This window comes from Thetidibacter halocola, from assembly GCF_018224955.1.
In the GTDB taxonomy this organism is placed as follows: domain Bacteria; phylum Pseudomonadota; class Alphaproteobacteria; order Rhodobacterales; family Rhodobacteraceae; genus Thetidibacter; species Thetidibacter halocola.
The window spans coordinates 466065-478956 of the sequence record NZ_JAGTUU010000001.1; the positions used below are offsets into that span (position 1 = coordinate 466065).

At 68.4% G+C, this 12892-nt stretch carries 15 protein-coding genes; 8 read left to right on the forward strand and 7 right to left on the reverse strand.

Annotated features, from left to right (window positions below):
* The first annotated feature begins 57 nt into the window (after window positions 1-57).
* From KB874_RS02045 to KB874_RS02075, 7 genes are all read left to right on the forward strand, one after another.
* Entirely contained in the window at window positions 58-411 is a 354-nt protein-coding gene (locus KB874_RS02045) for an amidophosphoribosyltransferase (protein ID WP_212534868.1), read from the forward strand.
* Between the two features lie 127 nt (window positions 412-538).
* Window positions 539-1000, forward strand: a complete 462-nt coding sequence (locus KB874_RS02050) for a YHS domain-containing (seleno)protein (protein ID WP_212534869.1) — start codon at window positions 539-541, stop codon at window positions 998-1000.
* A gap of 8 nt (window positions 1001-1008) precedes the next feature.
* A complete protein-coding gene (locus KB874_RS02055; protein WP_428849221.1) occupies window positions 1009-1695 on the forward strand; it encodes an SDR family NAD(P)-dependent oxidoreductase in 687 nt (228 codons plus the stop codon).
* A gap of 96 nt (window positions 1696-1791) precedes the next feature.
* The gene (surE, locus tag KB874_RS02060; RefSeq protein WP_212534870.1) at window positions 1792-2577 is read left to right on the forward strand and encodes a 5'/3'-nucleotidase SurE; all 786 of its coding nucleotides are present in this window, start codon (window positions 1792-1794) and stop codon (window positions 2575-2577) included.
* Window positions 2574-3215, forward strand: a complete 642-nt coding sequence (locus KB874_RS02065) for a protein-L-isoaspartate(D-aspartate) O-methyltransferase (protein ID WP_212534871.1) — start codon at window positions 2574-2576, stop codon at window positions 3213-3215. Before surE ends, KB874_RS02065 begins: the two co-directional genes overlap by 4 nt.
* Window positions 3216-3292: 77 nt before the next feature.
* Window positions 3293-4474, forward strand: a complete 1182-nt coding sequence (locus KB874_RS02070) for a peptidoglycan DD-metalloendopeptidase family protein (protein ID WP_212534872.1) — start codon at window positions 3293-3295, stop codon at window positions 4472-4474.
* A gap of 86 nt (window positions 4475-4560) precedes the next feature.
* Window positions 4561-5874 (forward strand): FAD-dependent oxidoreductase, encoded by a 1314-nt coding sequence (locus KB874_RS02075; RefSeq protein ID WP_212534873.1) that lies wholly within the window; start codon window positions 4561-4563, stop codon window positions 5872-5874.
* 9 nt (window positions 5875-5883) lie between these two features.
* Here KB874_RS02075 and KB874_RS02080 read toward each other — a convergent pair whose 3' ends face one another.
* The 4 genes from KB874_RS02080 to KB874_RS02095 are packed head-to-tail and all read right to left on the reverse strand — an operon-like array spanning window position 5884 to window position 8362.
* Window positions 5884-6720, reverse strand: coding sequence for an ATP-binding protein (locus KB874_RS02080; RefSeq protein WP_212534874.1), 837 nt, complete (start codon window positions 6718-6720; stop codon window positions 5884-5886).
* Window positions 6717-7688: a twin-arginine translocase subunit TatC gene (gene tatC, locus KB874_RS02085; RefSeq protein WP_212534875.1), complete on the reverse strand. Its 972-nt coding sequence runs from the start codon at window positions 7686-7688 to the stop codon at window positions 6717-6719. Before tatC ends, KB874_RS02080 begins: the two co-directional genes overlap by 4 nt.
* Window positions 7685-8137 (reverse strand): Sec-independent protein translocase protein TatB, encoded by a 453-nt coding sequence (gene tatB / locus KB874_RS02090; protein ID WP_212534876.1) that lies wholly within the window; start codon window positions 8135-8137, stop codon window positions 7685-7687. The genes tatC and tatB overlap by 4 nt, the downstream gene beginning before the upstream one ends.
* 6 nt (window positions 8138-8143) lie before the next feature.
* On the reverse strand, window positions 8144-8362 hold the full coding sequence (locus KB874_RS02095) for a twin-arginine translocase TatA/TatE family subunit (protein WP_212534877.1): 219 nt from the start codon (window positions 8360-8362) through the stop codon (window positions 8144-8146).
* Window positions 8363-8521: 159 nt separating this feature from the next.
* Here KB874_RS02095 and KB874_RS02100 point away from each other — a divergent pair, with 159 nt between their 5' ends.
* Entirely contained in the window at window positions 8522-9172 is a 651-nt protein-coding gene (locus tag KB874_RS02100; RefSeq protein WP_212534878.1) for a helix-turn-helix transcriptional regulator, read from the forward strand.
* A 126-nt stretch (window positions 9173-9298) separates the two neighbouring features.
* Here KB874_RS02100 and KB874_RS02105 read toward each other — a convergent pair whose 3' ends face one another.
* From KB874_RS02105 to KB874_RS02115, 3 genes are all read right to left on the reverse strand, one after another.
* Entirely contained in the window at window positions 9299-10201 is a 903-nt protein-coding gene (locus tag KB874_RS02105; protein WP_212534879.1) for a fructose bisphosphate aldolase, read from the reverse strand.
* A 90-nt stretch (window positions 10202-10291) separates the two neighbouring features.
* A complete protein-coding gene (locus KB874_RS02110; RefSeq protein ID WP_212534880.1) occupies window positions 10292-11644 on the reverse strand; it encodes a cytochrome P450 in 1353 nt (450 codons plus the stop codon).
* On the reverse strand, window positions 11641-12879 hold the full coding sequence (locus KB874_RS02115; protein WP_212534881.1) for a hypothetical protein: 1239 nt from the start codon (window positions 12877-12879) through the stop codon (window positions 11641-11643). Before KB874_RS02115 ends, KB874_RS02110 begins: the two co-directional genes overlap by 4 nt.
* Window positions 12880-12892 lie beyond the last annotated feature (13 nt).

Here is a 12892-nt window from a genome sequence, read left to right on the forward strand (position 1 = left end):
GCGAGACTATGCCGCACTGCAGCATGACCTCTTTCGCCCCCCGATGCCCGTCGCTAGATGCCGCACCGCAGCATCAACGACCAGGACATCATGCAACCGAAATTCCTTCGGGCCCACACGCGGCCCTCCTCGCGCCTCCTGCGCGCCAGCGCCGAGACCGCCTCGGGCGAGGCCACGGCCTTTGTGGCGCGCAATGCCACGCGCAGCGTCTCGCTGAACACCGGCGCGCCGCTGCTGCTGGGCGTCTTCGGCAAGGCCGAGGCGCCGCAGGCGTTGGTCCGCCTGCCCTCGGGCAAGACCGAACAGCTGCGCGTGGGCGACCGTCTCGGCGATGCAGAGGTGCGCGCCATCGACGAGACCACCCTGACGCTGGTCCGCGCGGGCCAGTCGCAGCGTCTGCGCCTGCCCTGAGGCAACCGGAGGGGTTTGTTACAGGCTTTCACGGAAGCGCCCGCGACGCTCACATCGCCGCCAGCCCCCTTTCGCGGCGGTGCGAAGGCGGCCACCTTGCGGGCACACACCCCGAGGAGGACCGACCATGACCGCCCTGACCCGCCGCCATGCCCTACGCCTTGCCATGGCCACGCCCGCGTTGCTGATCACCACCCGCCCCGCCCTGGCACGGGAGTCCGAGATCTACCAGGAAGGCGGTATCGCCATCGACGGGTCCGACGCGGTTGCCTATTTCGCCGGTAACGGCCCGGTGACGGGCGACGCTTACCACAAGGTCGACTGGATGGGCGCCATCTGGCAGTTTGCCAATGCCGAGAACGCCGCCGCCTTCGCCGCCACGCCTGAGGCATTCGCCCCGCAATTCGGCGGCTACTGCGCCTTTGCCGCCTCGCGCGGCTACCTTGCGCCGACGATGCCGGAGGCGTGGACGCTCTACGAGGGCAAGCTCTATCTCAACGCCAACCTGCGGGCCCGCGAGTTGTGGTTGCAGGACGTGCCCGGCAACATCGCCAAGGGCGAGGCGAACTGGCCCGGCATCCTGGGCTGAAGCGACCCATGCGCAAGGCGCTTGACCTTGCCGCGCCGGCGCTGCAAACCGCGCGCATGACCAAGCTCGCCCTCATCACCGGCGCGTCGCGCGGCCTGGGCTTTGCCCTGGCCGAGGCGCTTGCGCCCGAGTATCACGTCCTCGCCGTCGCCCGCACCGTGGGCGGCCTCGAGGATCTCGACGACCGCATCAAGGAAAAGGGCGGCGAGGCCACGCTTGCGCCCATGGACATCACCAACCGCGATGCGATGGCCCATCTGTGCCGCTCGGTGCATGATCGCTGGGGCAAGCTGGACCTCTGGGTCCACACGGCAATCCATGCCGCCCCGCTGACCCCGGCGGCGCACCTGGACGCGAAGGACTGGCAGAAATCCGTGTCGACCAATCTCGACGCGATGGGCCACATGATCCCCTTCGTCGCGGCCCTGCTGGGCGAGAGCGGCACCGCCGTCTTCTTCGACGACCCGCGTGGCGGCGAGCGGTTCTTTGGCCATTACGGCACGACCAAGGCCGGGCAGATCGCGCTGGCGCGCAGCTGGGCCGCCGAAACAGAGCGCACCGGCCCCCGCGTCCGCATCCTGACCCCGCAGCCGATGGCCACTGCCACCCGCGCGCGGTTCTTCCCCGGCGAGGATCGCGCCCCGCTTGCCACGCCCCGTGACGAGGCCGCGCGCCTGCTGCCGCAGATCGTCTAGGCCACACTCCGGCACCGGCGGCGCCGCACGGGCGGCGCCCCGCTTGCCCAGATGCCCCGGTTTCCCTATGGAGAAACAAACAAGGGGCACGGGCACATGCGCATTCTTCTGACCAATGACGACGGCATCAACGCTCCGGGCCTCGAGGTGCTGGAGGCCATCGCGCGCGAGATCGCCGGCCCGCAGGGCGAGGTCTGGACAGTGGCCCCCGCCTTCGAGCAATCGGGCGTCGCGCATTGCATCTCCTACGTGCATCCCACGATGATCGCGCAGCTGGGGCCCCGCCGTTTCGCGGCCGAGGGCAGCCCCGCCGACTGTGTCCTCGCCGGGCTGCATGACGTGCTCAAGGACACGCCGCCCGACCTGATCCTATCGGGGGTGAACCGGGGCAACAACTCGGCCGAGAACGCGCTCTATTCCGGCACGCTGGGCGGCGCGCTGGAAGGCGCGTTGCAGGGCTTGCCGGCCATCGCGCTGTCGCAATACCTGGGCCCGCGCACCGCGACGCTGAAGAACCCGTTCGAGGCCTCGGCCCGGCATGGCGTCGACGTGGTGCGCCGCATCCTTGCCGCCGATCCGCCCGGCCAGGACGGCTATCGCCTGTTCTACAACGTCAATTTCCCGCCCGTTCCGGCGGCCGAGGTGCAGGGCGTGCGCGTCGTGCCGCAGGGCATGCGCGAAAACACCCGTTTTGCCGCCGAGGCGCAGCTGTCGCCCACGGGGCGGCGCTTCATCTGGGTGCGCGGTGGCGACCAGCGCGCGCCGGTCGCGCCCGACAGCGACGCGGGCGTGAACCTGGCGGGCTATGTCTCGGTCACGCCGATGCGGGCCGACCTGACGGCGCATGATGCCCTGGACAGCCTGTCGCGGGCCTTCGGATGAGTTTCGACGCAGAGACCAAGATGCAGTTTCTTTTCACGCTGCGGTCCAAGGGCGTGACCGACAACCGTGTGCTGGACGCGATGGAGCGGATCGACCGTGGCCGTTTCGTGCAGGGCTATTTCGCCGACCGCGCCTATGAGGACATGCCCCTGCCGATCGCCTGCGGGCAGACGATCTCGCAGCCGTCGGTCGTGGGGCTGATGACGCAGGCGCTGGCGGTCAGCCCGCGCGACAAGGTGCTCGAGGTCGGCACGGGATCGGGCTACCAAGCGGCGATCCTCGCGCTGCTGGCGCGGCGGGTCTACACGGTCGACCGGCACAAGCGGCTGGTGGCATCGGCCCGCGCCGTGTTCGACGACCTGGCCCTGACCAACATCACCGCCTTCACCGCCGACGGCAGCTTTGGCCTGCAGGATCAGGCGCCCTTTGATCGTATCATCGTGACCGCCGCGGCCGAGGATCCGCCCGGGCCCCTATTGGCCCAGTTGAAGATTGGCGGTATCATGGTCTTGCCCGTGGGCCAGAGCGATGCCGTGCAAAGCCTGATCCGCGTGACCCGCCACGAGGGCGGGTTCGATTATGACGAGTTGCGCCCGGTCCGCTTCGTGCCGCTGGTCGAGGGTCTGGGCAAGGATTGAACGGCGCGTCCGGCGCGCCACCATGGCATGACGACCCGGCGAACAAGGGGTGCATGCGAGGACATCGAGAGGGTTCCATGACCGCCATTCCCGTGACGCATCGCCTGCGCCTTGGCTCTGCCCTGGCCGTGATCGCCGCCCTGTCGGCCTGTTCCGGCCCGATCGACCTGGACATGCGGGGGCGGATGGGAGGCAGCCTCGACACCGCGGCGGCGGCCCAGACCGCCACGGCCGACCGGCCGAGCCCCGACAATCGCGGCGTCATCTCCTACCCGAGCTACCAGGTCGCGGTGGCGCAGCGCGGCGACACGGTGGCCAGCCTCGCGCAGCGCGTCGGCCTGTCCGCGGCCGAGCTTGCCCGTTACAACGGCGTGCGCGAGACAGACCCCCTGCGTGGCGGAGAGGTTATCGCCCTGCCCCGCCGCGTGGCCGAACCCTCGCCCGCGACCGGCGCCGCGATCACCGGGCCGATCCGGCCGGCCAGCCAGGTCGATGTCACCACGCTGGCCGGTGCCGCAATCGACCGCGCCGCGCCCTCTGCCGCCGGGACCGCCCCGGTCCAGACCGGGCTGGAGCCCGTGCGTCACCGCGTCGAGCGGGGCGAGACCGCCTTTACCATCGCACGACTCTACAATGTCAGCCCGCGGGCCCTGGCGGAGTGGAACGGGCTGGACAAGGATTTCGCCCTGCGCGAAGGCCAGTTCCTGATGATCCCCGCCGCCGCCGAGGCGCCGCGCGCCACGCAGGCCGCAGCGACCACCACGCCGGGCAGCGGTTCCCCGACGCCGGTGCCGCCCTCCTCCACCAAACCGCTCCCGGCGGAGACGCCGCCCGCCGCGGCGGCCGCGAAACCCGCCCCGGCAGCGAAACCCGTGGCCGATATCGGCCAGAGCCAGACCCGAACCAGCAACGCCGCGATGGCGATGCCGGTCGACGGGCGGATCATCCGCGAATACGCAAAGGGCAGGAACGAGGGCATCGACATCGGCGCCAGCGCCGGCACGCCGGTCAAGGCCGCGGCCTCAGGCCAGGTGGCGGCGATCACCAAGAACACCGAGAACGTCAACATCGTGGTGATCCGCCACCCCGACGATGTGCTGACGATCTACACCCATCTCGACGGGCTGACGATCCAGAAGGGCGACCAGGTCAGCCGCGGCCAGAGCATCGGCAAGGTCCGCGCAGGCGATCCCGCCTTCCTGCATTTCGAGGTCCGCAAGGGTTTCGACAGCGTCGATCCAATGGGCTACCTGCAATAATCTCGGCACCGCTCGGCGGGCTTGCCAGGCGACCCTGACCGATGGTCTGATGACCGGACGCGGCGCACATGCAAAGGCAGGACGGGATGGGCAGCGACACGGACCGGCAGGAAGACACGGATGTCCTGGTTGTCGGAGGCGGCACCGCCGGGTTCGGCGCAGCCGTTTCCGCCGGGCGGCTGGGCCTGCGGGTCACGCTTCTCGAGGCGACAAGCAAGGTGGGCGGCGTCATGGCCTTCTGCCCCGGCATGCCTTGGGGCGGCGGCTATCCGGTCGGGCGCAGCATCGGCGGGCTCTTTGCCGAGTTGACCGACCGGCTGGCCGCGATGGAGCCACCCGCCGCCGAAACGCGCCCCTGCACTCTGGAAAACTTCGGGCCCGAGGTGATCTATGACCACGAACTCGCGACGCTCGAGATGTTCGAGATGCTGCGCGAAGCCGGGGTGCGGACGCGGCTGGGCGCCGTGGCGACGGCACCTCTGATGGACGGGCCACGCATTGCCGCCGTGCAGGGATATGATCGCAACGGGCCGTTCACCATCCGGGCTGCCATCGTGATCGACTGTTCCGGCGACGGCGACCTGTCGGCGAAGGCCGGCGTGCCCTGCACGCTGGGCGACGCGACGGGCGCCATGATGGCTGTCACCGTGTCCTTCCACATGATCGGCGCCGACTGGGACCGCGTCTTTGCCGAGCCTGACCCCTATTTCACCCGCCATGCCGCCCGCGGTGTGGCCGAGGGCCGCCTGCATCCCGACCTGGGGCGCATCTACCTGATGAAGGGGCTGCATCCGGGCGACGTCTTTTGCAACTCGGTCCATGTGCGCGGCGTCGATGGCACCGATCCGCAGGCGGTGACCGAGGCCACCCAGGAAGGCCGCCGCCGCTGCCGTGCGCTGGCCGCGTTCCTGCGCAGCGACGTGCCGGGCTTCGAGGCCGCGCACATGACGCAGTTGTCACCCACCATCGGCGTGCGCGAGACGCGCAAGCTGCACGGCGCCTACCGTCTGACCGGCGCGGACCTGGCGCAGGGCCGGAAATTCTCCGACGGAATCGTCGCCTGCGACAACCCGGTGGACGACGTGATGCGCGCGGGCTCTGGCATGACGCACGAGGCCGCGCTCGACAAGGGCGGCTACTACACCATCCCCTTCCGCAGCCTGCTGCCCGAAACGGTGCCGAACCTGATGTTCGCCGGGCGCATCCTTTCGGCAGACCCGGTGGCCTTCGCCTCGGTCCGGGGGATGCCGCAGTGCATGGCGATGGGCCAGGCGACGGGAACCGCCGCCGCGCTGGCGCTCAGTGCCGGTGTTCCTGTGCAGAAGGTGGATACCGCCGCGCTGGTGGCGGACTTGGCGCGGCAGGGCATGAACCGCCTGGCCAGCGCCGAGGCGACCTGAACCCGGGCCTCAGCCCAGCGCCACGCCCTCGCGCCCAGCCAGATCGACAAAGAATTGCCAGGCCACCCGGCCCGAGCGCGCACCGCGCGTGGCCTGCCATTCGATCGCCTCGGCGCGCAGGCGCGCCGGATCCACCGTCACGCCATAGGCCGCGCAATAGCCGTCGATCATCGCCAGATACTGGTCCTGCGTGCAGGGATGGAAGCCCAGCCAGAGGCCGAAACGGTCCGACAGCGACACCTTTTCCTCGACCGCCTCGGAGGGGTTGATCGCTGAGGACCGCTCGTTCTCGATCATGTCGCGCGGCATCAGGTGGCGACGGTTCGAGGTGGCGTAGAACACCACGTTCTCGGGCCGCCCCTCGACCCCGCCATCCAGCACGGCCTTGAGGCTCTTGTAATGTTGGTCGTCATGGCTGAACGACAGGTCGTCGCAGAACAGCACGAAACGGCAGTCGGACGCGCGCAGGAGGTTGAGCAGCCGCCCGACCGAGGGCAGGTCCTCGCGCTGTAATTCCACCAGTTTCAGGTCATGGCCCTCGGCGCGAACGGCGGCATGCACAGCCTTGACCACGCTGGATTTTCCCATCCCGCGCGACCCCCAGAGCAGCGCGTTGTTCGCCGGCAGGCCGCGGGCGAACTGGCGGGTGTTCTGCACCAGAGTGTCGCGCGTGCGCTCGATCCCCACCAGCAGGTCCAGCGGCACCCGGCTGACCTGCGCCACCGGCTCCAGCCGGTCGGGCGCGACATGCCAGACAAAGGCCTCGGCCGCAGAGAAATCCGGTGCCTCGAGCGGCGCCGGAGCCAGCCGCTCCAGCGCCGCCGCAATCCGTTCCAGGTCGGTCACTTGCGCGCGCCCTCCGGCTTGTCGTCCTCGTCGAACTCGCGCATCAGCGGGTCGTCGAATTCCTCGGGGTCGTCCTCGAACCACAGGCCCTGCGCGCGCAGGTCCTTCTCGCGCTTCTTTTCCACGCGACGGACAAGGATGATGGACACCTCGTAAAGGCCGTAGACGACGCTGAACAGGATCATCTGCGTCACCACGTCCGGCGGGGTCACGACCGCCGCCAGCACCAGGATGCCGACCATGGCGTATTTGCGCACGGCGCCCAGCCCCTGCGCCGAAACCAGCCCGGCCTTGCCCATCAGCGTCAGCAGCACCGGCAGCTGGAAACACAGGCCAAAGGCCATGATGAAGACCAGCGAGGTTTGCAGGCTTTCGTTCACCTTGCCGAAGAAGGTGATCTTCAGCCCGGAATCGGTTGTCGGCACCACGGCCGCCGCGCCGCCCGGCGCGTCAACGGACCCCGCCATGAGGTTCGCGAACAGCGACGGTGCATCGGTGAAACCCAGGAAAAAGGACATGGCCAGCGGCGTGACCACAAAATGCGCGAAACTCGCGCCCAGCAGGAACATCACCGGCGAGGCGATGACGAAGGGCAGGAAGGCGTTCTTTTCCGACTTGTAGAGCCCCGGCGCGATGAAGCGCCACATCTGGTGCGCGATCACCGGAAAGGCCAGCGCAAAGCCGAAGACCAGACCGATGCGGAACAGCACGAACAGGTATTCCTGCGGGCTGGTGTATTGCAGCGTCGGCGCCGGATCCCCCAGCGCGCGCAGCGTCGCCTCGATCGGCCCCAGCAGGAATCGCAGGATGTGCTCGGCGATGAAATCGCCCTGGATGGGGATGAAGATGATGCAGATACCGGCGAACAGCGCCAGCACCGACCGGATGAGCCGCGTGCGCAGCTCGGCCAGGTGCTCGATCAGCGGGGCGCTGCTGTCGTCGATGTCGTCCTGTGCGGGTCGGCTCATGCCTCACCCTCTTTCTTCGGCTGATCGGCCAGCGCCTTTTCCAGCGCCTCGGCCCGTTCCATCGCCTCGCGCGCCTCGCGCGTCTTGCGTTCGGCGGCGGCGCGCGCGGTGCTGGCCTCGATCTTGCGGCGGGCCTCCTCGCGCTCGGCCGACAGCTTGCCCGTAGCGCTATCCGGCTTGATGTCGGTCATCGCCCGGGCGGCATCCTTGACGCCGTCCATGGCCGAGCCTACCGGATTCGTCGCGGTCTTCAGCGTCTTCTGGATGTCCTTCACGCCCGCCTCGTCGGCGGCCTCGTTCATAGCGCGGCTGAACTCGCGCGCCATGCCGCGCGCCTTGCCCATGAAGCGGCCCACGTTGCGGAACAAAACCGGCAGGTCCTTCGGACCCACGACGATCAGCGCCACGATCCCGATGACCAGCAGCTCGCCAAAGCCCAGATCGAACATGCGGGGTTATCCCTTGTCTTTTTCCTCGGCGGGGGTCACGTCCTTCGCCGCGGTGGACTTCTGTTCCTCGATCTCCTGGCCGCCTTCGCTCACGCCCTTCTTGAAGGCGGTGATGCCCTTGCCGACCTCGCCCATCAGCGCCGAGATCTTGCCGCGCCCGAACAGCACCAGCACGACGACGGCGATCAGCAGAAGGCCCGGCAGGCCGATATTTCCGATACCCATGTGGTCTCTCCTTGCCAGCGGGCCAGCCGGCCCGCGATCATTTCCACTGCGGGTATCTAGTGGCTCCGCCCGCCATGGGAAAGCGCCAAAACGCATCGCGCGAGGCTGTATTTGTCATGAACTTGTCAGTTGACAGGTTTCTGTCAGAATAACCCCGACATGAAACGCAAGGACCGCCTCTACGCCCTGATGGACCGCCTGCGCGACGGCCGCCTGCACACGGCCGAGGCGCTGGCGCAGGATCTCGGCGTTTCCGCCCGCACCATCTACCGCGACATGGACGTGCTGGCCGCCTCGGGCGTGCCGGTCGAGGGCGCGCGCGGCTATGGCTATACGGTGCAGGCCGCGGTCACGCTGCCGCCGCTGAACCTGACTGTGGACGAACTGGATGCGCTGCACGTCGCGCTGGCCGCCCTCGGTGCCTCGGCGCTCGACGATCTGGCTCCCGCCGCGCGCAGCCTCTCGGCCAAGATCGACGCAGTGCTGCCCGCCGATGCCGGCCCCGCCCCGGCGCCTTTCGGCTTCGCGACAGAGGCCTTCGCCGATGCCGCGCGCGGGTTTGCCCACATGCCGCAGGTCCGCGCAGCGATCCGCGCCCGGCAGAAACTGCGCGTGACCCTGCCCGACGCGACCCACGACATCCGTCCGCTGCACATGGATTACTGGGGGCGGGTCTGGACCTGCATCGCCTGGTCCGAGACCAAGGGCGCCTTCCTGCGCTTTCCACTCGACCGAATCCGCAGCCTCACCCCCCTGCCTGGCCTGTTCGTGGACGAGCCGGGCAAGCGGCTGGCGGACTTCGCTCCTTGAGGTTTCCGTCCCGTCCGGCACCGGGCCGATACGCCACCCGCCAAAAGCAAACGGGACGAAGGGCCTGACACCTCTCCGTCCCGTCCCAGCATCCTGCGCGCGCAGCGCACAATTGGAAAAGTCAGGTCACACCGTCTTCGACGCGGCCGCGATCTTGTCGATGTTGCTGCCCAGGGCGGCGTCGAACTCGGCCTCGGACTGCTGCTTGGACAGGCCCTCGGTCAGCGCCCGGCTGAAGGAGGCGATCATCCTGGGTTGGCGCGCCAGCCGCTCGCAGGCCTCGTCGGTCGAATAGCCGCCCGACAGCGCCACGACCCGGATCACCTTGGGATGCAGGGCAACCTCGTCGTAAAGACCGTCCTCTGTCGGGATGGTCAGTTTCAGCATGACCTCGACACCGGCGGGCAGCTCGTCGAGATGCCGCATCAGGTCAGCCTTGAGCAGCGTCTCGGCCTGCGCCTTGTCGGGAGCCTTGATGCTGACCTCGGGTTCGAGGATCGGGATGAGACCCGCGGCAAAGACCTGCTTGCCGACTTCGAACTGCTGCGCCACCACGGCGGCGATCCCCTGTTCGTTGGCCTCGTGGATGACCGAGCGTTCCTTGGTGCCGAAGATGCCGAACCCCTTGGCCTCCTTCAGCGTGGCGTCAAGCCCGGTGATCGGCTTCATCAGCTGCACGCCATAGGCCGTGTCCTCCAGCCCCTTGTCGATCTTGAGGAAGGGAACGATGCCCTTGTCCTCCCACAGCAGTTGCGCCACCGGCTTGCCCTCGATCGTGCCGCGCATGGTGCGCTCGAACAGGATCGCGCCGATCACCTTGTCGCGGGTGAAGGTCGGCGACTGGATGATGCGGGCGCGCATCGCGTGGATCTCGGCGAACATGGCTTCTTCGCCGTCATACTCGCTTTCGTCCACGCCGTAGAGCTTCAGCGCCTTCGGGGTCGAGCCGCCCGACTGGTCGAGTGCGGCGATGAACCCCTGCCCGGTCTTCATCTGCTGCTTCATGGCTTCGAATGCGTCCTGTCCCATCGTGCTCTCCCGGCGTCTGAAAATCGTCGTATTTGTCTTAACGCAGCGATTTCGCCAGATATAGAGGCATGTCAGCCCGTTAGCGCTATTTCAGGCATCCCGCGCGGTCACGCGCAGCCAGATGCCGTCTTTTGCCCGCACCGTCAGGTGTGCCTGTGGCACCGGTTCACGCCCCGCAACAAGGTCGACCCGCAGGTTCCGCAGTAGTAGTGCCAGCAGAAGCACGCCCTCGGCCATGGCAAAGCCCGCCCCGGTGCAGACGCGCGGACCGGCGGAAAACGGCATGAAGGCCTCGCGCCCGCAACGCCGGCCCTCGTCGGTCTGCCAGCGCGCCGGATCGAAGGCGTCGGGCATGTCCCAGATGCGTTCGTGCCGGTGCAGGTGCCAGGGACTGAGCACGATCTGGCTGCCCCGGGGCACGGCGCGGTCGCGGAAGGTCTCTGGACAGGCCGCCTCGCGCACCATCATCGGCACCGGCGGGTAAAGGCGCAACGTCTCGCGGAATACATCGCGCGTGGCGCGCAGGTTGGACAGGTCACCGAATTCGCCGGTCAGCCCCGCGCCCTCGGCCGCCACCCGCGCCTGCCAGTCGGGGGCGCAGGCCAGCAGGTACAGCGCCCAGCCCAGGGCCGAGGCGCTGGTCTCGTGCCCGGCAAGAAAGAAGATCGCCACCTGATCGACCATCTCCTCGGTGGAAAAGGTCTGGCCGGTGACGGGATCGCGCGTCGTCATGATCTTGGTGGCCAGGTCGTCCGGCGCGGTTCCCGCATCGATGGCGCGCATCCGCTGCTCGGTGAGCCCGGTGATCAGCGCCCGGATGCGCCGGGCGGCGGCGCGGGTATCGCGGCGGAACAGGCGTGGCATCCAGCGTGGGCCGGGGATGAAGGCGGCCAGGTTCAGGATCGGCTGGCTGCGCTGGTAGGCGCGGAACTCGTGGAACACCGCCGAGGCCACCGCATCCTCGATCGGGATAGAGAACAGCGTGCGGAATATCACGTCGGCGGCGGCGTGGCTGGCGATCTCCTCGATCTCGACCACGCCGCCCGCCCTGTCGCGCAGCCGCGCCTCGGCGGACAGCGCCGCCTGCCACATGGCCGGAAAGGTTTCGCGCAGGCGCCCACCCTCGAAGGCGGGGTCGATGATGCGGCGCTGGCGCTTCCAGGTCTCGCCATTGGTCAGGAACACCGACTCTCCCAGAAGAGGCCGCAGCCCGGCGCCGATCCGGTCGGATTTCGGGAAATCGTCGGGCCGCGCCTTCAGCACCGTGTCGACAAGGTCGGGTTGGTTCACGAGGAAGGAACGGAAGAAGGGCGTGCGGAATTCGGCCATCCAGGCGCGATAAAGCCGCGCGGGCTGCGCCGACAGGATGTCGCGCCGGAACAGCCGCGCATACTGCAACAGCGACACGCGATCGGCGCGCGGTTGCGGTTTTGGCGGGATCATGCCGCGATCGAGGTGTATTTCGACACCGCCCGGTCGATCCGGCTGGCCGAGGCCGGCCGCCCGGCATAGCGCGCGCCCAGCGATACCGGCCCGGCGGTGATGGCGAAGTAATCGTAATCCAGCGGCCGGTCGAAGGCGCAGAGATACTGGAAATGCAGCCGGAAGAAGCGCCAGCGCAACGCTTTCCATTTCTCGGGAGAAAGCGACCTGGTGAACTGCGCCGAGAACACCAGCGGCCATTTCTTGTCCTCCGGCGCCACGCCCGAGACGCTCACCGGGTCGCAAAGCGCAAAGGCGCAGCCATCGCCCGGCGCGGTCACGTCGACCCAGGTCAGGTCCTCCCGCGCCGAGAGATACCGCAGATCGGCCCGCAGCCGATGTGCGTCGCGCAGGAAGCTGACCATCGGCACGACCTGCCCCAGGCTGAGCAATGCCAGTTTCGGCCCCAGCGCCGGCACCCGCCCTGCGCGGATCAGGTCCGCCAGGATCGACACCGCCAGGTGCGCGCCCGAGGAATGGCCGACGACCAGCACCTCATCCACGTCCTCGGTCAGCGCCTGCGCGATGATGTCCCCGAACTCGGCCATGCGCGCCTCGAGCTCGGGCGGGTTGGCGCCCCGGAACCGGGCGGAATAGGCATAGTCATGCATCAGGTAATAGGCAAAGAACTTGCCGTCCCGCTTGCGGAACCCGTTCAGCACGACCCAGGTCATCCCGGCGAAGCCGAGGGCGCCGGCGATCCGCGCGGCGATGCCCAGCCACGGCTCGACCAAGGCCGCCAGCGCATAGACCGTCCAGCCCGCCAGCAGTGCCAGCACCAGTTGCAGCAGCAGCATCCCCACCGGGTAGAGCGCCGCGATCACCGGCCCCTTGCGCAACCGCATCAGCCGGAACAGCGCACCGGTGGCGATGTATTCCCAGGTCGTACGGACAAGCTGGCCATAGGTGGCGGGGATGGAGTTCGACATGCTGTCGCGCACGATGTCGGACCAGACCAGCACCTCGATATCTGCGTGGGTCTGGCGCCCGTCCATCGTGCTTTCCACCTGCCAGCCATACGGCCCCTCGGTCTTCTTCGGCTTCAGCCCGATCCCGTAGCCCGAAATCGCCGCCTGCTCCGCGCCTTCCTTGCGGTAGAGCTCTCGGTAGCGGCGGGGATGAATCGGATCGTAGCCGGGAATGTAGAACACCCGGCGGCGATGGACATCCTGGACTGGCGGCTCTGTCGGGGCCATGCGCGTACCTCTG